This window comes from Carboxylicivirga mesophila (genome assembly GCF_018271975.1).
Classification (GTDB): domain Bacteria; phylum Bacteroidota; class Bacteroidia; order Bacteroidales; family Marinilabiliaceae; genus Carboxylicivirga; species Carboxylicivirga mesophila.
The window spans coordinates 130,502-149,828 of record NZ_JAGUCN010000006.1; the positions used below are offsets into that span (position 1 = coordinate 130,502).

A 19,327-nucleotide genomic window follows, 5' to 3' on the forward strand; every position below is an offset into this window, starting at 1 on the left:
TTACTGCCCTAAACACAAATGGTAGTTATGTTTTATATTTTGAAAACACCTGTATAGGAGTGAGGCGTCAATGCCCTCATTTCTTCTTTCACTTCTTCTGATACGTTAAGTCGTTCGATGAAAGCACCCATGGTTTTGGCATTAATTTCTTCGTTGGTGCGTGTTAAATCCTTTAGGGCCTCATAAGGATTCGGGTATCCTTCGCGGCGTAAGATGGTTTGAATGCCTTCAGCAACTACGGCCCAGTTATCTTCCAAATCGCGCTTGATGGCATTTTCGTTCAGTAATAATTTACCCAAACCTTTGGCCAAAGAGCGAATTGATATAACAGAGTGAGCGATAGGCACGCCAATGTTACGTAATACGGTTGAGTCGGTTAAGTCGCGCTGAAGACGGGAAACCGGCAGTTTTTCAGCTAAGTGCGAGAAAATAGCATTGGCAATACCCAGGTTACCTTCGGCATTTTCGAAGTCAATAGGATTCACCTTGTGTGGCATGGCACTTGAACCAACTTCCCCTTTTTTAATCTTCTGCTTGAAATACTCCATCATGATGTATGTCCAGAAGTCGCGGGCTAAGTCCAATAAAATGACATTGATGCGCTTAAAGTTGTCGAATGACGCAGCCATATTGTCATAGTTGGAAATCTGCGTTGTTACCTGCTCGCGATCCAGCTTCAGGATGTTGTTGACAAAGTTGTTTCCAAAATCTACCCAGTCGATAGAAGGATAAGCCGCGTTGTGTGCGTTGAAGTTTCCGGTTGCACCACCAAACTTAGCTGAGCAAGGAATACCTTTTAGAAGAGCCAGTTGCTTGTTCAAACGCTCAACATACACTTTCATTTCTTTTCCTAAACGAGTAGGAGAGGCAGGCTGCCCATGCGTTTTAGCCAACATCGGGATGTCTTTCCATTCGTTAGCCAAATCATCAAGTGTTTGAATCAGCTCTTCCAACAGCGGGTAGTAAATATCATGTACGGCGTCGCGCAATGAATATGGTACCGCTGTATTGTTAATGTCTTGTGAAGTTAAGCCAAAGTGTATAAATTCTTTATACTTATCTAGCTTCAATACATCAAATTTCTCCTTGATGAAATACTCAACAGCTTTTACATCGTGGTTAGTGACTGATTCGATTTCCTTAATACGCTCAGCATCCTCCAATTCGAAGTTCTTGTATACTTTGCGTAAATCAGCATACAGGTTTTTGTCAAAGTCGGCCAATTGAGGTAGTGGCTGCTCGCAAAGTGCAATAAAGTACTCTATTTCAACAAGCACACGGTAGCGAATTAGTGCGTATTCAGAAAAATACAAAGCCAGACCATCTACTTTGTTTCGATATCTTCCGTCAACAGGAGATATGGCAGTCAATAATTGAATATCCATCATTTTTTCTATTTGATTTTTTGGCAGTGCAAAAGTAGTAAATTTTAGCCGAAAAGCTTAGTTTTGGCTCCTCAGGATTATAAATATCGGAAAATTACAAATGAATTACAGACAAGGTTTTCAGTTGGGTATACGAACCTACTCCCAGGCAATGTCATTTATGTTTCGAAATCGCTTGGGCTGGTTTTTTATCTTCCCGGTGCTTTTTAATATCCTGCTCTTTATTGCAGGTTTTTATTCAGTCAGTTCTCTAAGTGATGGAATGATTCATTCGCTGAATGAATGGATGAATATTGAATCGTGGGACTTTTGGGGAGCGAGTGCCATTGTGGCATTAATCAAAGGGCTCATTTGGATTGTTTTACGTCTGCTGTTCTTTATTATCTATGCCTATATAGGTGGTTATATTATTTTGATTTTGCTTTCACCTGTTTTTGCCTATTTATCGGAAAAGACGGAGGAGGCTATAACAGGGAATAAGCTGCCATTTGATTTTATACAATTTGCCAAAGATATTCTGAGGGGGGTGTTATTGGCTGTTCGGAATTTAACGGTTGAACTTTTGTTTACGGCTCTGCTATTCATTCTCAGTTTTATTCCGTTGGTGGGCTACTTTACACCTGTTGCTTTATTTTTTGTTTCGGCTTATTTCTACGGATTCTCCTTTCTGGATTATACCTTTGAACGACGTCGTTTGCAAATAGATGTGAGTGTGCGGTTGATGCGTAAAAACAAGGGATTAGCGATAGGTAATGGCTTTGTATTCTCATTGGTTCTATTGATTCCATACATTGGTGTGATGGTGGCAGGTTTTGTAGCAATTATATCGGTTGTTGCTGCTACCCTGGCGGCTGCTGAGGTGGTTGACAAAGAGTTGGAACTTATCAGATAACTGATAAAAGAGGGTCCAATCACTGATATAACTCATCACGAGGCGTTCATTTTTTGTCACCAATCCTGTCTAGCTTTGCAGTGTGTTTATTTGAGTATTAATTTTTACTTATTCTAGAAGGATGACATCTAAAAACATTGCAATTCTTGGGGGAGGGAACCTTGGCTCTTCAATTGCAAAAGGGCTTGTGAAAAGTGGTTTAATGACACCACAGCAAATTACCATTACCAATCTTGATTTAGAACTGATTCAGCATTTACATGATGAAGATGGCTTTAATATTACAACTGATAACATTAGTGCCATAAATGGTGCACAAATTGTAATTATAGCTGTTAAACCAACTGCTGCGCGTGCTTTACTTAATCAGGTTAAAGGCGCTTTAGGTAATGGGGAGCATGTAGTGATTTCGGTAATATCGGGCATTAAAATTCACGACCTGGAGGAGATTTTAGGCGATATGCCAATTATACGAGCGATGCCTAACACAGCCATTGCTATTCAGGAGTCGATGACGGCCTTATCATTTAATGAGAAAGGATTGATCTATAAGCAGGAAGTGTCTGAAATTTTCAACCAGCTTGGCTCAACGATGCTTATCCCTGAAGCTCAGATGCCTGCTGCTACAGTATTGGCTTCATGTGGCATTGCTTTTGCTTTGCGCTTTTTACGGGCTGCCTCACAGGGAGGAATTGAAATTGGCTTTTCTTCAAAGTTATCCCTTGAGATTGCTGCACAAATCATGAAAGGTGCTTCTAAACTGATTATTGAAAACAACTCTCACCCTGAGCCTGAGATTGATAAGGTTACCACACCGCTTGGTGTAACCATCAAATCGCTTAATAAAATGGAGTATGAAGGATTTAGTTCTTCGTTGATACAGGGTGTTGTAGCTGGTTATAACAAAATTCTGGAAACAGAATCGTAAAATGCCGACATAGGATTTTTAGCCTGGTTGATTGAAGATACAATAAAACCGCCTTCTTGCAATATGAAGGCGGCTTTATCCAAACCAAAACTTTACTCAAACTATTATTATTGTAATTAGTGTGCAGGTTCGCGTCGCGGGCAAGCAGGTAGCTTTACCTCATTATCCTGTCCTTCGTAGCAGGACTCCATGCAGTCGCTCGGATCGCAGCAGGTATGACAAACTCTTTTGAAAGCAGCGTAGCTTAGTAATTCCACACCTGGAGCAAGAAAGTCATCTTTAACTGGCTCATCCTTCATTAAATCTGTACTCAGGTACTTCTTATTATCGTCAGCAAAAACAGTAACAACTACTGCATCCGGGCCGAGTTCTTCCTGTATTTTAAGCGCCCCCAGGAAGTTGGCCCCGCTGGAGATACCAACGCCTAGGCCTAACTGAGCGCTTAGTTTTTGGGCCATTATTATAGCATCGCCATCATCAACGCTAACTATCTCATCCAGCTCATCCAGTTTTACAATTGAAGGAATAAACTCATCTGAAATTCCCTGAATGCGGTGTTTGCCCACTTTATAACCGGTTGACATGGTTGGGGAATTTGATGGTTCAAGCGGATGAATTTTTATACCAGCAACCTTTTCTCGCAAATATTTACCCACGCCCATTACGGTACCTCCTGTGCCTACACCAGCTACAAATGCAGCAGGCTCCAATGAACGGAATTTTAACTGCCAATATAGTTCAGGACCAGTGGTGGTGTAGTGTGCTTCGCAATTGTCGTAGTTAGAAAACTGACGGGGAAGAAATGTGTTGTCATTATCAGCAGCCAGTTGATTGGCCATTTCAATACTTCCCAGGAAACCACCTTCCTCAGGAGTTACTAACCGGATGCTGGCACCAAAACTTTTTATCAGATTTTTTCGTTCCTGACTCATCCAGTTAGGCATAAATATAGTTACGGGATGCCCCATGGCCCTTCCCACACCAGAAAACGCAATACCAGTATTACCACTTGTGGCTTCTATGATTCGGTCTCCCGAATTTAATTCGCCATTTTCATAGGCTTTGGTCAGAATATGATAGGCCATACGATCTTTAATGCTGCCGGTAAGGTTAAGAAACTCAGCTTTTGCATAAATCTTTCGTATTGTGCCTTTGTATTCAAACTCTATGGCCAGTAATGGCGTATTGCCAACTAAAGTTGATATGCCTTGTATTCGTTTAAATTGCTTTTCATTCATGGTGTAAGAATTAAATATATCAATTGCTTATAGTTTGTTATATGCTCTAAAGACACTTATACGTAGCTTTAGGGTGACAATGATACATGAAAAATGTATACTATACTTATGATTTTTTGCACTCTGTATAACGGAAATTCTTAAAGATGAATTACTAAGCTGGCAGGATAGTATAGCAAAGCGCCCAATTAATGTGATGATCAATTGGGCGCTTTATAAGCTGAACAGGTATGCTAATTGAAACTGAGGTGACGGCCTCTGTTCATATGGTGCCTGTCAAACCATATTTTTTCTTCATCACTCATTTGGCTTCTAATGGCCTGCATTTTAGAGGAACGCAGTTTGGCAATATCCAGCCTTAATGCAGCTTGCTTGTCAATTAGTTGATCAACTTTCTTGAGATCAACCGATTTACCTGAGGTCATGGTTTTAAGTTGTGCATCGAGTTCGTTTAGCTGATTAGTAAGTGGTTGCTGCTGTTTTAATAAGTCAATATGAGCTTGTTTGATAGTCTGTTGCATTTCATCACTTAACATTGCTGGGGAATTTGCTGAACCATAACCACGTCCATAGCCTTTGCCGTTTCCTTTACCTTGGCCTGGACCATTGCCTCTTCCATAACCTGACTGGTTGTTATAACCTTGCCCTCGTCCGCCACTTAAAGCCTTATTGTCGCATTGTCCCTTATTAAAGTTGCGGCCTTGGTTGGGGCCCATGCCATTTTTAGGACCTCGTTTACCATTAAAGCTGTCGTATGCAACTGCCTGGTCATCAGTTAAAAACGATTTGACAGTTTGCTGGTGTCTAATACGTTTTTTTTGGATGGCAGTATTCACTTTATTCATCTCAGCCATAATGTTGTCAAGGCCTTGCTGGTCAATCGGCTCAGTGGTTTCAATGGTGCGTCTTTTAGCCTGTAGTTCACCCAAACGGTTTCTGTCGGCCTGCACATCTTTCTGAAACTTCACTCTTTCAGCATTCATTTTGTCTTGTTGCTCATCTGTCAAATCATCTATTATACAATACTGATTTGGACTGTTAACCGGACAGTTTGATTGCCTGAATCCTTTGTTACGTTGCGCTGTTACACTGCCAATAGTTATAGCTATTAATGCTAAAGCTAAATAATATCTGTTTTTCATCGGTTTATTATTAAAATGTTAAACAAAAGGGTATAGTTATCACATCTCAGCAAGCGCGCATTTGCTAAGTGTTAGATATTTAATATGTTATCAATTAGTGGTTTTTTCTACGGCCTCTGAAGCGTTTTCGATGGCCATCTTTCATTATTCTCGAACGCAATAGCTTATCCAGCATCTCACGTTGTTCATCGGTTTCGCATACATTTCTTAGTTTTCGGAAATGCTGGTAGTTAATCTCTTCAATTTGTTGCTGCCTGAAGGCTAGCTGGTTCATCAAATTACGGATTCTTATAGTGTCAGTATTATTACTGAATGTTTCATTCATCAATAACTGGCGCAGACTGTCTAATTCTATGTGACTTTTATACATCTGTTTTGAGTGGTCTTGCCAAAGCTGATACATTTCCTCAAATTGTTCTTCGTTTATGGAAGTGTTCTGCAGCAGCATGCCTCGCATTTGATCGCGGTACTCTTCTTTATTAAATCGTCGCACATCCTCATTTTGCTCTGGCTCCTTTTCATACCACCAAATGCCCAGTAATATGAGGTTGCCCAATAGAAAGAGGCTTAGTATAATCCAGCAAAGTTTACACGAATATCTCATATTACTTTAGTGTTTGATTGTTAGCAATAAAAGTGTTTTCACTATTGTATTCATACCAGTTGGATGTGGTTTCTAACTGATAAACAGTTGCCCAGTCATTATCGCTTGATTCAGTGTTTTTAGTGGCCGTTGTTAAAATAAAAAGATTGCTTGTAAACACAATAATTGCAGCAGCTGCAGCAACTTGTAATAGCATTTTAATATACTTCGATGCCGGACGTTCCATCTGTACCTTATCCATCACTCTGTCGATAAAACCGTCGGATGGTTCGTAATTGGTAACCAGCATCTGATTCAGCAGCTGGTCAATTTCGTCTATATGTTTTTTATTCTCTTTCATAATAACACTCACTTTATATGACGATAAGCCTTTCAGTTTCCTGCGCTTATATGAATTCTTCTTTATGGCGAATCAATGTTTCTTTTAATTTTCTTTTGGCTCTTACCAGTAACGATTCAACAGATGCTATTGTTGTTTCCATTATTTCGGCCACTTCCTGCTGTTTCAACTCTTTAATTTGCGAGAGGATGATGGCTTTCTTTTGTCGCTCTGGCAGCTGTTCTATGGCCATGTACAGTAATTTCTTTTTATCATCTTCCTCCATACCGTCGCTAGGCATTTGCCTGTTGCTAATACTTAGCCGTTCCAAGTCATTTTTTTCCATCAGCCCAACTTTTCCACTTCCTCTTTTTTGGCGTTTCGATTGGCGGATGAAGTCAAGCGATTTGTTAACCGATAGCCGGTATAGCCAGGTTGAAACAGATGCATCCTTTCTAAAATTCTTCAATGAGCGAAACATCTCTATAAATACCTCTTGTGCTATATCTTCGGCATCATGCGGGTCATTTACGAATGACAAACAGATATGAATAACCTTTCTGTGATGCAGCTCCAACAGTTGCCTGAATGCGGCTGTATCACCCTGGTTGATTTGGTCAATTAGTTCTATCTCGTTTATCATTAATTTCTCTCTACAAATCTATAGACGCTGAATGAAAAATAATCCTGTGCTTATCTCAAAAAAAAATGAAACCTCTCTTAAGTTTAGTGATTTGGAGGTGGTAGACGTTTGATGTTGAGTAAGACTGGCAGGTGGTCGCTAATGCCGCCATTGTATCGCGGACCAATATAGGTTCTGTAAGGTTTTACGCCACTAAAGGTTAAGTCATCTTCAAGTAGAAATGGTAATGATACGATCCGGTGACTGATGTCATAATTTGGATTTTCTAGCCAGTTTTTGGATAGAAATATGTGATCAATCAACGACCATTGCCCTTGATATTTATAGGAGCCGCCAATGCGATGATGACTGACATCATCAGGTTTTAATTGAGAGTCAATATCGTTTTTTGTAATAAAAGACTGGAGCACATCGGATGTATATTCTGCGTTAAAGTCTCCTATGATTATTAGTTTGGGATTTGTCTCAATCTGTTTTATAGAGTCAATGTGTGCTGTTATCTTTTCGGCTACTCTTACTCTTTTGTGTGCCGACTGCAGGCTGCCTCCGCGCTTGGATGGCCAATGGTTAATAACCAGATGTATGGTATCTGTTGCAATCGCCCCTTTAACGTATAAGGCATCTCTTGTGTAAAACTCACTGCCAGGTTCTGATAGTTTGATTGGCGCTGAAAGAACTGGGGTAAATACCTCGCGTTGGAATAATAATGCAATGTCAATGCCCCGATGATCATCAGACTCAAAATGAATGTAATTGTACTTCAGTGAAGAAAGTCCGGTATTGTAGATTAGTTGTTTGATTACCCATTCATTTTCAATCTCGCAAAGACCTATAAGAGCTGGAGCTTTCCATCCATTGCATGCCAATATGGTTTTACTTACATCTGTTAATTTTTTGTACATCCGTTTGTGCGACCACCTTTTGTCGCCATTATACATAAACTCTTCATCATTTTTAAGCGAGTCATTTTTGCAATCGAAAAGGTTTTCGACATTGTAGAAAAGAATAGTATAACTATTGTCATTATTGCTTTGGGAAAGCAAAGGGCAGGTGGAGAGTAACAGAATAAGGGTAATCGTCTGGCGCATTACTTTTTCTCATAGCGTTCATAGGCTCCTAAGTCAGGTCCATCATCCTGCAGTCTGTTAATGCCATGTATGTCGATGGGGTAGGGCTCTGCAAGTCCATACGAACCAATGTCTTTGGCTGCCGAAAGTGTATCGAGTTGGTAATTGTAATCAGGGATGTTGATGAAAGATGGATCGACGTTCAATTGTACATTGATAAACTTCGAATTATCCGAAATATCAAAATCATCCTGCGCTTTAATGATGGCATGGTTGAACTGATAAGATGCGTCTACTTCCGGAAATTCAGCATTATTGTATTTTAAATCAAAACCAATTTCAGATACGCTGTTACCGTATATAATGCAGTTGTTGAACGTGGCTTCTTTTAATGGAATGATCTGTTCCTTATCATTTTTATCGATGTAGTAATTATTAAGGAATACAGCAGGATTACTACGGTAGGTCCAATCGAAATAGTTGGCAAATGTGCAATGTGTAAACAGATAATTACCACCAACTGTCAGGGCAGCCGAGCTGTTACCGCAATCTCCAAAAACACTATTTGATACATTGAGGTTTGAGGTTTGAGCCAGCAGACCAAATGTACTGATGTGTTCAATTTTAGTGTTATTAATTGTGATTGGAGTGTCATTAAGGCCCACAGAATCGGCCAAGATACCCATCATGCCATTTTTAATGATGCAATTATTGATGGTTGACTGGCCGGAACCAGGAAGCAAATGGATGTAGCCCCATTGTCCGGGCTTATCAGCATACCAATCTTCCTGTCTGTGCCCGGCAAACACTACCGGTTCTTCAACACTGCCATTCACATGCAGTGTGCCAAGTACCAACATGCTGGCATCTTTGTAAAAGTATAATCGGGCTCCCGGATCAATATTAACAGTTTGCGCCGAATCAACTACAATGTAATCGTAAATCAAATATGGTTTTTCATTTGTAAGTGTCTGGCTATTTAGCCACTCTTTTCGCATCAGTATGACATCCTGTCCGTAGGCAACAAGCTGAACGGTTTGTACCTTGTTTTTAGTTCGAAAATATATTGAATCGGTAACTACATAAGGGGTGTTACTGCCAATTGGATCGATGGTGACTTCCACAAAAATGTATAAACTATCTCTGGATCTTATTCGAACATCTTCGGCGTAATTATCTGAAGAACCATCAATGTTAAGACGAAAATCGGAGTCGTCACCACCAGCCAGTTCAATTGACTCAATGGCCATATCTTCACTGTAAGGGTTAAACACTCTGAAGTTTTTGGTGGTTGAGCCAATAGAAGTAAAAATGGTATCGAACATGAGTGTATCGGCCGAAAAGGTAAGTCCTTCTTCTCCGCCTCTGAACACAAACTCCCGTTCACAAGCTGCAAACGCTATTGTGCAGAAAACTACTAATATGGTCCGTTCAATCCAAGTCATCTCCCTCTTGCTCAAATCAATTTTTATAGCTCAAATTGCTAAAGGTCCGGAAAGGTTTTTTACTTTATGCAAAGTAATAAAACATCGCCCAAAAAACAATACATATTTTTACAATTTGACCAAAAATATTTACAAATTTTAACTAATTAATGATAAAAATGTTTATTCAATAAATATGAACGTACCTTAAGTGCAATTATTTTATTTTGTTTAGAAATTGTTCTCTATTTTGCTACATTCGACATAAATTTATTGACTATGGAAAATAATCAACCCCGCCCTTATACATTCGACCGTGTTGTCAGAATGCTACTTTCGGCATTGGCTTTAGGAGCTGCTTTATACGTTATTAACCTCTTGAAGAATGTACTGGGTCCTTTTATTATAGCTCTGTTTATTGCCTATTTGTTGGATCCTTTAGTGAATTTTGTTCAGAATAAAATGAGAGTCAGGCATCGTGGCGCATCTGTTTTGTTAACTGTGCTAAGTGCTGGGGTGATGGTGGTTGTTATTCTATTATATCTCGTTCCTGCATTTATTGATGAAATGAATAAGATGGTATACTTGATTAAGGTATACCTGCAGGCTGTAGATATGCGAGAAGTGTTGCCATTTGAGATGGAGAAAAGTATACGAGAGTTGATCAAGGAAATGGAGTTGGTCGATTACCTCAGTTTTGAAAACCTGACAGAGTTCTTTAAAAAAGTATTGCCTGGTTTCTGGAACTTATTTTCTGGCTCTATGAGAGTTATAGCCGGTATTGTTGGTTTACTGGTTGTCATCTTATACACCATTTTTATTCTAATGGATTTTCAGAAAATTGGGCAATTCGGTTTAGGATTAATACCTGCCCGATATCGTGAAGTAACTTCTGAAATATTTGATGATCTGGGGCATTCAATGCATTTGTATTTTCGTTCGCAAGGTTTAATCGCTTTAATTGTTGGTATATTATTAGCTATAGGATTTAAAATAATAGGCTTGCCAATGGCTATTATTATTGGATTATTTATCGGTGCCTTAAATATCGTTCCGTATTTACAGCTGGTTGGCCTGATTCCCGCACTATTACTAGCTTTGCTAAAAGCTATGGAATCGCAGCAAAGCTTCTGGCATGTTGCCTTTTTAGTATTATTGGTTTTGGGTATTGTTCAGCTGATACAAGAAACGGTTCTGGTGCCACGAATTATGGGTAAAACATATGGTATGAATCCTGCGATTGTGCTATTGGCATTATCAATATGGGGCAGTTTAATGGGTTTAATGGGCTTATTATTGGCTTTACCACTAACCTCTGTAATTGTTTCTTACTATAAGCGTTTTGTTTTGCATGAGGAGGCTGGAGAGATTTCAAATATGCTTAATGATGAATAGCTTTAGTAAGGCTTTGAGCTAGTATGGATAGTTATTAACGAAAGGAAAAGAAAGTTGGTTTAATTAAAAACAATAAAACGTAGGATTTTCAAAAGTAAAAGTTAAATTTGTTGCCATATTAATACTTGATGTTATGGCAAATAATATAGAAGCAATAGTTAATCAATTTAAGATTGAAGGCAGTTTTGAAGAGGCTAAAATATTTGGTGACGGATTAATCAATACGACCTATAAGGTTAAGACGAAAGAAGCTGATCAGCCAAACTATCTGTTGCAGATAGTGAATCACCATATTTTTAAAAATGTACCTGAGTTAACCAAAAATATAAAGCGGGTAACCGATCATCTTCGTTCAAAACTAGAGCAAATTCCGGGTAGTGATTTAAAGCGACAGGTGCTAACACCTGTTGATACGTTCGATGGTGCTGGATTTGTGAAGGATGAAGAAGGTAATTACTGGCGTGTATTCTTATTCATTGAAAATGCCCGCTCTTACAATCAGCTTTCTAATGCCAATCAAGCATACGTAGGAGGTAAAGCATTTGGGCAATTTCAAAGTCGTTTAGCCGACTTGCCAGGTGATCCTCTTTATCCTGTTTTACCAGATTTCCATAATACAGAAATGCGCATCCTCAATTTTATTGAGCGTGTAAAGCAGGATCCGGTAGGACGATTAAAAGAAGTTCAGACTGAAGTGGACTTTTTAATGGAACGTTCAGAAGAGTATAAGAAAATTGTGCAAATGGGACGTGAAGGATTGTTGCCAGAAAGAATTGTGCACCAGGATACGAAGTTTAATAATGTTTTGCTCGATGAGAAGGACGATATTTTGTGTGTTATTGATTTGGATACAGTGATGCCAGGCTATGTGTGCTACGATATCGGTGATGCTATCAGAAACGGTGCTAATACCGGCTTGGAAGATGATCCTAATCTGGATAATGTGAGCATGAATATCGAATTGTTTGAAGGGTTTATAAAAGGCTTTCTGGAAGAAACAAAAGCAGTTTTGACACCAGCTGAAATTGATACACTGGCTTTTGGTGCCAAACTATTGACTTACGAGCAAGCTGTTCGCTTTTTAGATGATTATATTGATGGAGATAACTACTACAAAGTTAATTCGCCTGATCACAACCTAGTAAGAACAAGGGCTCAAATTAAACTTTTGCAAAGTATGGAAGAACAATTTGAGCAGATGGAAGCAATTGTGAAGAAGTATGCATCGTAAATAAATGACCTTACCTTAATTACAGGATAAGGTTTTGAAAATAAAAAAAAGGGGCTATAAGCCCCTTTTCTTATTGTATGTTTGTCTTAATTAGCGAGAATAGTTTGGCGCTTCACGTGTAATAGTTACATCGTGTGGGTGACTCTCGTTCATACCTGCATTCGAAATCTTTGTAAATTTCGCGTTGTGCAGATCTTCAATTGTAGCTGCTCCACAATAGCCCATTCCGGCACGTAATCCACCGATCAACTGATAAATTACTTCATACAAAGTTCCTTTGTATGGCACACGTGCTGAAATTCCTTCCGGCACCAATTTCTTAATATCATCCTCCACATCCTGGAAGTAACGGTCTTTAGAGCCTTGCTGCATTGCTTCAACAGAACCCATGCCACGGTAGGCCTTAAACTTACGACCATTATAGATAATGGTATCACCCGGCGACTCATCAACACCGGCAAACAAGCCACCAAGCATCACTGCATGACCACCTGCGGCCAGGGCTTTAACAATATCACCTGAGTAACGAATACCTCCATCAGCAATCACTGGCACACCAGTTCCTTCAAGAGCTTTTGATACATCATAAATAGCCGATAACTGAGGTACACCAACCCCTGCAATCACGCGAGTTGTACAAATCGAACCCGGACCGATACCTACTTTAACACCATCGGCACCAGCCTTCACCAAATCAAGTGCAGCCTGAGCTGTAGCAATGTTACCGACTACCACTTCAAGATCAGGATACTTTTCCTTGGCCTTTTTCAAGGTTTCCAGCACGCCCACACTGTGTCCGTGTGCTGTGTCAATTACAATGGCATCCACATTCGCTTCCACCAATGCATCGATACGCTCAAATGTATCAGCGGTAATACCAACACCAGCTGCTACGCGCAAACGGCCTTTTTCATCTTTACAGGCAAATGGCTTATCTTTTGCCTTGGTAATATCTTTGTAAGTTACCAATCCTACTAACTTATTGTTAGCATCCACAACGGGCAACTTCTCAATCTTGTACTGCTGAAGAATAGCTGCTGCTTTCTCCAAATTAGTAGTTTGATTAGTGGTCACAAGGTTTTCAGTAGTCATTACCTCATCAATCGAACGATTCATATCCGGCTCGAAACGCAAGTCACGGTTGGTAACAATTCCTACCAGGTAACCATATTGATCAACCACAGGAATACCTCCAATCTTATACTCTTTCATTAAGTCAAGCGCCTGACCAACAGTGCTTCCCTGAAGAATTGTAACAGGGTGATAGATCATTCCGTTTTCAGCACGTTTAACCATCTCTACCTGCTTAGCCTGATCTTTAATTGGCATGTTTTTATGAATTACACCAATTCCTCCTTCGCGAGCAATCGCTATTGCCAAACGCGCTTCAGTTACTGTATCCATTGCAGCTGATACAATTGGTGTTTTCAATTCAATATTCTTTGAAAAACGACCGTTTAACTTGACATCGCGTGGTAACACCTGCGAAAAGGCAGGAATGAGTAAAACATCATCGAATGTTAAACCTTCAGAAACGATTTTATCCTCATTAAATGACATGGAACCTTGTTTTTGGGATTTAAAAATTTTGGCAAAAGTAGTAAAAAAAAACACTCACTAGCGTTAATTGTGAAATATTACAAAGTTAATTTCTGATAGTCAACAGTAATCTATTAATTGTCGGCTGCTTACAAGTTTAAATGCATATTTTTTCGGAGGACCTGATGCACCTCAAGAGTCATAATATTACCTTTGCTTTTGCATGAACATCTTTCATCATATACTTAAACAATATTGGGGCTATGATTCCTTCCGCCCCTTGCAAGAAGACATTATTAAGTCGGTAGCCGATGGGAAAGACACTATTGGTCTGATGCCAACGGGGGGTGGAAAATCGCTCACATTTCAGGTACCCGCTCTAGCTACTGAAGGTATCTGCATTGTTATTACACCGCTAATTGCTTTGATGAAAGATCAAGTGAGCAACCTCAAAAGCAAAGGTATTAAAGCAGCTGCCATTCACTCCGGACTATCCAGAGATGAAATAAACACTTTATTGGATAATTGCATTTTTGGAGGTGTTAAGTTTCTGTATGTTTCTCCTGAACGATTAGGAACAGAGGTCTTCCAGGAGAAGATACAGCAAATGCCCGTTAATTTACTGGCAGTGGATGAGGCACACTGTATCTCGCAATGGGGGTATGATTTCAGGCCATCCTACTTGAAGATTGCCATCATAAGAGAATTACTTCCCGATACACCTGTGCTGGCATTAACTGCCACAGCCACGCCTGAGGTGGTTGATGACATACAGGAACGACTTTTGTTTAAGGAGAAGAACCTGTTTCAGAAAAGCTTTAAGCGCGACAACCTTGTATATGTCGTCAGGCAGGCAGAAGATAAAGAGCAGCAATTACTAAATATTATTAACAAAGTACCGGGCAGTGCAGTTGTTTACGTTCGCAATCGCAAGAAAACGCAGGAATATGCAGAGCTACTGATTAAAAATGGCATTTCTGCCAGCTCGTTTCATGCCGGCATGCCACAGGATGTAAAGGATCAAAGGCAAAAACGCTGGACTGATGGAGAGATAAGGGTGATTGTTTCTACCAATGCATTTGGAATGGGCATTGACAAACCGGATGTAAGGCTGGTGGTGCACATGGATGCACCCGACTCACTGGAAGCTTATTTTCAGGAAGCCGGACGTGCCGGACGCGATGGAAAGAAAGCCTTCGCAGTGCTGTTGTGGTCCGACAACGATAAGGTACGATTGAAGCGATCAATATCCGTAAGCTTCCCTGAAAAGGACAAGATACTGGCTGTTTATGAAGCTCTGGGTAATTTTCTGCAGGTGGCTGTTGGTAGTGGGTTTGGTATGGTGTATGACTTTAACCTGACACTTTTCTGCAAAAACTATCGTATGAACTTGATGACGGTTTTTAACAGCCTGAAGTTATTGCAACGTGCTGGCTATATCGAGTTCACCGAAGAGTTGCAATTGTCTGCTAAAGTCCATTTCACCATACGGCGTGATGACTTGTATAAGTTTCAGGTGGCCAATGAAGATTTTGACAGCTTTATAAAGCTATTACTCCGTTCATATACCGGGTTATTTACTGAATATGTTCCCATTAACGAGGAATTGCTGGCCAAACGTATGGGTGTTGAGCGCAACACCATTTATCAATTTCTTGTTAAGCTCAGTCAGTTGCGCGTTATTAAATACATCCCCCAGAAAAAAACTCCGCTCATTACCTATACCACTTCGCGGGAAGACAGCAAGTATATTGAACTGAGAAAGGAAGTATACAAAGACAGGAAAGCAAAGTATGAGCAGCGTATACAAAGTGTTATAGAATATGGTACTATCAATCATATCTGCAGAAGCAAACAGCTGCTCAGGTATTTTGGACAGCAAGGCGGCGAAAACTGTGGCTTGTGTGACGTATGCCAGAGCATGAAGAAAACTGACCTGTCGGTTCAAACATTTGATACCTTGCAGGAGCAGATCATCAAAGAGCTTTCATCTCAACCTTTAGCTTTTGATCAATTACTAATTAAACTCAAAGCCAAACAGGAAGACTTTTCAAAAGTGCTGCGATGGATGGAAGAATATGAGGTTGTTAGTGAGAACGAAGCCGGCTTGTTGGAAATTATACGCATACCTTAAGTCACCAGAAATCGAATTATTTGTCTTAGCTTTGAGCAAAATTACTTAACATGCTATACTCTAATTCTCCATACAACCTCATCGTCGTGCTTGGGCCAACCGCCTCTGGCAAAACGACCTTTGCAGCTCATTTAGCTAAACATTTGGATGGAGAAATTATAAGTGCCGACTCGCGCCAGTTATACCGCGGCATGGATCTGGGAACCGGCAAAGATATTGAGGATTACACTATTGATGGCTACACCATTCCACATCACCTTATTGACATTGTAGATGCAGGCTATAAGTACAATGTATTCGAATATCAGGCCGACTTTTTTAAAGCCTTTGAGCAGGTAAACGCCAATAAGCACTGGCCAATTATGTGTGGTGGTACTGGTATGTATATTGAATCTGTACTCAAGAAATACAAGCTGATTAATGTGCCAGTTAATCAGGAGTTACGAGATAGTCTGCAGGGTAAAAATTTACAGGAACTGAGCGGCATACTATCCACATACAAATCATTACATAACCAAACGGATACAGATACTGTTAAGCGAGCCATTCGCGCCATTGAAATAGAAGAGTACTATAAGGAGAATCCGGAGATAGAGGTTGAGTTACCGGATGTTAATCCGCTTATAATCGGCGTTAACATTGACCGCGAAGCAAGACGTGGGAAAATAACCTCACGCCTGAAGAAACGCCTCGAAGAAGGCATGATTGATGAAGTAAAGCAACTGCTGGACAGCGGTGTTGCGCCTGAAGACCTCATTTATTATGGCTTAGAATATAAGTACCTGACTATGCATGTAATGGGGCAGCTAAACTATAAGCAGATGTTTGATAAGCTGAATGTGGCCATTCATCAGTTTGCCAAACGCCAGATGACCTGGTTCAGAGGCATGGAACGAAAAGGCGCCAATATACACTGGATTGACGCCTTTGATTCGATGGATGATCGCATAGTTAAAGTAACTGACCTGCTTAAAGGTTAATGGGCTTTGTAGGATACTACTTGATTAGCAAAAAAGGTCGGAACCAGTATTTCGTTGGTATGTGGATTAAAACCAATATCGGCACACTGTACATTTTGCTCAGCAGTATTGAGCAGCTGAACCGGGTCTTTTCCTGGAATATAGTGATATAATTCACCTTTCCAGAAGGAATAGTAGTAGCCACCTTGCCCGTCGGCTTCAATACCATCAGCCTGACCGCCTGTCTCCAGAAATACTTCAGTCTTTTTGGTAGTAACATCAATCTTTACAATATTGCTATTGGTGCCCAATAGTACATGTTTCTTTTCTGCATAAAGACCATTGATTCGACCCAAATCAGTATTTTTTAGCCAAACCGTAAGTTCATCTCCATCCAATTTGTAGATAACAGATGTGCTGGAATCAGATATAAGAATATCACCGGTATGTGTAATGGCTACGTCATTTAAAAACTTGGCGTGAGGCTGATGTATTTTTCTGACTACCACTGCTTTTTTAATGTCAATAATTACCAAATAATCAATATCAGACACATAAAGCAGCCCTTCTTTTATGGCCATACCCTTAGGAGCATTTAATTCATCTACCCACTTTAGTTCAATTATTTTTCCATCAGCCGATAGTTTGGAAATAAAGCCGTTTCCATCTTTTTCGGAAGGCTTTCCTGAAACATTAGAAACGAAAATGCAGTTTTCCTTGTCATAATATTTTACTGACTCTGGTACTTCAAGGGCTACATTGGTTTCCCAAACCTTGGTAACTTGGCCAATTGCGAGATTAGGAATGAGGATTAATGTGATTAAAAGTTTATTCATAATCATTTTTTATTCGTTTATGTAATTTTTTAGACTGATGATAAATATAAATAACATTTTTCGAGGTATCAACGTACTGTGTATAGACGATTTACGAATGAGTGTGTTCAACAGCGTGCTGTAAAGGGTTTTTATCCCGATGGTAATACATTATTTTAGTACGCGATCTAAATACCCAAACAATGGAAAGCATTGAAGACTATATCTTGAGAATTACGAAGTTGGCCAATAGAAATAAGGAGTTGAACGATCAATTGCAAGGACTCGTTGGGCGGTATGAAATCATTCAGAAGCAAAATGAAAAGTACCTCAATTTACTTTCGGAATATTCCTATGAGGAGATTGAAGAGCGTTTGAAGATACCTTCCAAAAAACGGGTAAAACGTTTCAGAATGGTTTCGGTGCTTCATGCCACCATTAAAGGTTTTGATCGGATAAATGGTAATGCCCATTCGCAAAAACTGATTGATGCACTGGATGAGCTATACCTGCAGTTTGATGATATTGCAAAAAAGTATGGGGTATTAAAGGTTAAAACCATAGGCGACACATTTTTATTTGCTGGTGGTGTACTTGAAGAAAACAGAACCAATCCCATTGACGTGGTCAATACAGCATTGGAAATGCAAGCCGCAGCTGACGCCTGCCTTATTAATGGTGACACAGAGCCTTTCTGGAAAGTCAGCATTGGCATCCATACAGGGCCTGTGCTTGGTGAACCAACCGGCAAAAAGAGCTCACCCTATACTCTAACCGGCGAGAGTGTAAATATTGCATCCCGCATGGGCATGGCCTGTAAGGAAGGTGACATCAACATATCGGTAATGACCTATGAGCTTATCAAAGAATTCTTTAGCTTGACAGAAAATGGCAAAATGCCAGCCAAGTACAAAGGCTTTCTTGATATGTTTAAAGTCAAAGGTATACTACCTGACCTCTCGGAAGACAGCGAGGGGAGGGTGCCCAACCGCCGATTTAATACCAAATACAGTCTGATTCAGTTTATGGACATCCAGGAAGATTTATTAGACATCCTGGAGCAAAAACTACCTGAAAACCTATATTACCATAACATTAAGCACACCATTGATGTAATAACCGAGGTGGAGCTGATTGGCTGGGCCGAAGGGCTTAATGAAGAAGAAATATTATTGCTAAAACTGGCAGCGCTTTTCCACGATAGCGGACATACGATAGGTTACCAGGAGCACGAAATGCATGGCGCTAAAATTGCGCGCGATATTTTGAGCAATTACCACTATCCCGAGGATCAGATAGAAACTGTTTGCCGATTGATATTATCTACTAAATTTCCACCGGAACCCAAAGATATACTAGAACAGGTTATTTGTGATTCGGACCTTGACTATCTTGGAAGAAGTGATTTTATTCCTGTATCGAATACACTTTTTCAGGAGCTGAAAGAACGTAATATGATTGGCACCATTGATGAGTGGAATCAGATGCAGCTTAATTTTATCAGAAAGCATCAATACCATACCGAAACGGCGCGTAACTTGCGAGAGGTGAATAAACAAAGTCAGATTGAGCGCTTAGAGAGCCTTCTGCAGCTAAGCGAGAAAGCATAAAA

Annotated in this window: 17 protein-coding genes; 7 read left to right on the forward strand and 10 right to left on the reverse strand. The window is 40.0% G+C overall.

The features are described 5' to 3' along the window. Positions 1-32: 32 nt before the first annotated feature. Complete coding sequence (gene purB / locus KEM09_RS07180) at positions 33-1,388, reverse strand: adenylosuccinate lyase (protein WP_212227174.1); 1,356 nt, start codon at positions 1,386-1,388, stop codon at positions 33-35. 97 nt (positions 1,389-1,485) lie between these two features. Between purB and KEM09_RS07185 the strand changes: the two genes are divergently transcribed. Together KEM09_RS07185 and proC are read left to right on the forward strand one after the other, a co-directional pair. Then, positions 1,486-2,277 (forward strand): EI24 domain-containing protein, encoded by a 792-nt coding sequence (locus KEM09_RS07185; RefSeq protein ID WP_212227175.1) that lies wholly within the window; start codon positions 1,486-1,488, stop codon positions 2,275-2,277. A 121-nt stretch (positions 2,278-2,398) separates the two neighbouring features. Then, positions 2,399-3,205, forward strand: a complete 807-nt coding sequence (gene proC / locus KEM09_RS07190) for a pyrroline-5-carboxylate reductase (RefSeq protein WP_212227177.1) — start codon at positions 2,399-2,401, stop codon at positions 3,203-3,205. A gap of 116 nt (positions 3,206-3,321) precedes the next feature. Here proC and KEM09_RS07195 read toward each other — a convergent pair whose 3' ends face one another. The 7 genes from KEM09_RS07195 to KEM09_RS07225 form a co-directional block, all read right to left on the reverse strand. Further along, positions 3,322-4,443, reverse strand: coding sequence for a PLP-dependent cysteine synthase family protein (locus KEM09_RS07195; RefSeq protein ID WP_212192325.1), 1,122 nt, complete (start codon positions 4,441-4,443; stop codon positions 3,322-3,324). A 233-nt stretch (positions 4,444-4,676) separates the two neighbouring features. Continuing rightward, positions 4,677-5,585, reverse strand: a complete 909-nt coding sequence (locus KEM09_RS07200) for a hypothetical protein (protein WP_212227179.1) — start codon at positions 5,583-5,585, stop codon at positions 4,677-4,679. A 94-nt stretch (positions 5,586-5,679) separates the two neighbouring features. Next, positions 5,680-6,189 (reverse strand): Spy/CpxP family protein refolding chaperone, encoded by a 510-nt coding sequence (locus tag KEM09_RS07205; RefSeq protein ID WP_212227181.1) that lies wholly within the window; start codon positions 6,187-6,189, stop codon positions 5,680-5,682. Position 6,190: 1 nt separating this feature from the next. Next, positions 6,191-6,529, reverse strand: a complete 339-nt coding sequence (locus KEM09_RS07210) for a hypothetical protein (protein ID WP_212227182.1) — start codon at positions 6,527-6,529, stop codon at positions 6,191-6,193. 46 nt (positions 6,530-6,575) lie between these two features. Then, a complete protein-coding gene (locus KEM09_RS07215; RefSeq protein WP_212227184.1) occupies positions 6,576-7,151 on the reverse strand; it encodes an RNA polymerase sigma factor in 576 nt (191 codons plus the stop codon). An 83-nt stretch (positions 7,152-7,234) separates the two neighbouring features. Beyond that, a complete protein-coding gene (locus KEM09_RS07220; protein WP_212227186.1) occupies positions 7,235-8,239 on the reverse strand; it encodes an endonuclease/exonuclease/phosphatase family protein in 1,005 nt (334 codons plus the stop codon). Continuing rightward, positions 8,239-9,663 carry a right-handed parallel beta-helix repeat-containing protein gene (locus KEM09_RS07225; RefSeq protein ID WP_212227188.1) on the reverse strand — a complete coding sequence of 475 codons (1,425 nt, stop codon included), beginning with the start codon at positions 9,661-9,663 and terminating at the stop codon, positions 8,239-8,241. The genes KEM09_RS07220 and KEM09_RS07225 overlap by 1 nt, the downstream gene beginning before the upstream one ends. A gap of 258 nt (positions 9,664-9,921) precedes the next feature. Here KEM09_RS07225 and KEM09_RS07230 point away from each other — a divergent pair, with 258 nt between their 5' ends. Both KEM09_RS07230 and KEM09_RS07235 read left to right on the forward strand, forming a co-directional pair. Continuing rightward, positions 9,922-11,037 (forward strand): AI-2E family transporter, encoded by a 1,116-nt coding sequence (locus KEM09_RS07230; RefSeq protein WP_212227190.1) that lies wholly within the window; start codon positions 9,922-9,924, stop codon positions 11,035-11,037. Between the two features lie 133 nt (positions 11,038-11,170). Next, positions 11,171-12,268: a phosphotransferase enzyme family protein gene (locus KEM09_RS07235; RefSeq protein WP_212227192.1), complete on the forward strand. Its 1,098-nt coding sequence runs from the start codon at positions 11,171-11,173 to the stop codon at positions 12,266-12,268. Between the two features lie 90 nt (positions 12,269-12,358). On the opposite strand, the gene guaB is transcribed toward KEM09_RS07235, so the two are convergent. Beyond that, entirely contained in the window at positions 12,359-13,828 is a 1,470-nt protein-coding gene (gene guaB, locus KEM09_RS07240) for an IMP dehydrogenase (protein WP_212192334.1), read from the reverse strand. A 202-nt stretch (positions 13,829-14,030) separates the two neighbouring features. Here guaB and KEM09_RS07245 point away from each other — a divergent pair, with 202 nt between their 5' ends. Together KEM09_RS07245 and miaA are read left to right on the forward strand one after the other, a co-directional pair. Next, positions 14,031-15,941 carry a RecQ family ATP-dependent DNA helicase gene (locus KEM09_RS07245; RefSeq protein WP_212227194.1) on the forward strand — a complete coding sequence of 637 codons (1,911 nt, stop codon included), beginning with the start codon at positions 14,031-14,033 and terminating at the stop codon, positions 15,939-15,941. A 50-nt stretch (positions 15,942-15,991) separates the two neighbouring features. Next, positions 15,992-16,921 carry a tRNA (adenosine(37)-N6)-dimethylallyltransferase MiaA gene (miaA, locus tag KEM09_RS07250; protein WP_212227196.1) on the forward strand — a complete coding sequence of 310 codons (930 nt, stop codon included), beginning with the start codon at positions 15,992-15,994 and terminating at the stop codon, positions 16,919-16,921. On the opposite strand, the gene KEM09_RS07255 is transcribed toward miaA, so the two are convergent. Then, positions 16,918-17,736 (reverse strand): SMP-30/gluconolactonase/LRE family protein, encoded by an 819-nt coding sequence (locus tag KEM09_RS07255; protein ID WP_212227198.1) that lies wholly within the window; start codon positions 17,734-17,736, stop codon positions 16,918-16,920. The genes miaA and KEM09_RS07255 overlap by 4 nt on opposite strands. Positions 17,737-17,918: 182 nt before the next feature. Here KEM09_RS07255 and KEM09_RS07260 point away from each other — a divergent pair, with 182 nt between their 5' ends. Further along, complete coding sequence (locus tag KEM09_RS07260) at positions 17,919-19,325, forward strand: adenylate/guanylate cyclase domain-containing protein (protein ID WP_212227200.1); 1,407 nt, start codon at positions 17,919-17,921, stop codon at positions 19,323-19,325. The last annotated feature ends 2 nt before the right edge of the window (positions 19,326-19,327 follow it).

Excerpts from the sequence above, each read along its gene's own strand:
- purB (WP_212227174.1), bottom strand. The coding sequence starts at position 1,388 with ATGATGGATATTCAATTATTGACTGCCATATCTCCTGTTGACGGAAGA.
- KEM09_RS07185 (WP_212227175.1), top strand. The coding sequence starts at position 1,486 with ATGAATTACAGACAAGGTTTTCAGTTGGGTATACGAACCTACTCCCAG.
- guaB (WP_212192334.1), bottom strand. The coding sequence starts at position 13,828 with ATGTCATTTAATGAGGATAAAATCGTTTCTGAAGGTTTAACATTCGAT.
- KEM09_RS07235 (WP_212227192.1), top strand. The coding sequence starts at position 11,171 with ATGGCAAATAATATAGAAGCAATAGTTAATCAATTTAAGATTGAAGGC.
- KEM09_RS07205 (WP_212227181.1), bottom strand. The coding sequence starts at position 6,189 with ATGAGATATTCGTGTAAACTTTGCTGGATTATACTAAGCCTCTTTCTA.
- KEM09_RS07245 (WP_212227194.1), top strand. The coding sequence starts at position 14,031 with ATGAACATCTTTCATCATATACTTAAACAATATTGGGGCTATGATTCC.
- KEM09_RS07255 (WP_212227198.1), bottom strand. The coding sequence starts at position 17,736 with ATGAATAAACTTTTAATCACATTAATCCTCATTCCTAATCTCGCAATT.
- KEM09_RS07225 (WP_212227188.1), bottom strand. The coding sequence starts at position 9,663 with ATGACTTGGATTGAACGGACCATATTAGTAGTTTTCTGCACAATAGCG.
- KEM09_RS07260 (WP_212227200.1), top strand. The coding sequence starts at position 17,919 with ATGGAAAGCATTGAAGACTATATCTTGAGAATTACGAAGTTGGCCAAT.
- proC (WP_212227177.1), top strand. The coding sequence starts at position 2,399 with ATGACATCTAAAAACATTGCAATTCTTGGGGGAGGGAACCTTGGCTCT.
- KEM09_RS07210 (WP_212227182.1), bottom strand. The coding sequence starts at position 6,529 with ATGAAAGAGAATAAAAAACATATAGACGAAATTGACCAGCTGCTGAAT.
- KEM09_RS07215 (WP_212227184.1), bottom strand. The coding sequence starts at position 7,151 with ATGATAAACGAGATAGAACTAATTGACCAAATCAACCAGGGTGATACA.
- miaA (WP_212227196.1), top strand. The coding sequence starts at position 15,992 with ATGCTATACTCTAATTCTCCATACAACCTCATCGTCGTGCTTGGGCCA.
- KEM09_RS07195 (WP_212192325.1), bottom strand. The coding sequence starts at position 4,443 with ATGAATGAAAAGCAATTTAAACGAATACAAGGCATATCAACTTTAGTT.
- KEM09_RS07220 (WP_212227186.1), bottom strand. The coding sequence starts at position 8,239 with ATGCGCCAGACGATTACCCTTATTCTGTTACTCTCCACCTGCCCTTTG.
- KEM09_RS07230 (WP_212227190.1), top strand. The coding sequence starts at position 9,922 with ATGGAAAATAATCAACCCCGCCCTTATACATTCGACCGTGTTGTCAGA.
- KEM09_RS07200 (WP_212227179.1), bottom strand. The coding sequence starts at position 5,585 with ATGAAAAACAGATATTATTTAGCTTTAGCATTAATAGCTATAACTATT.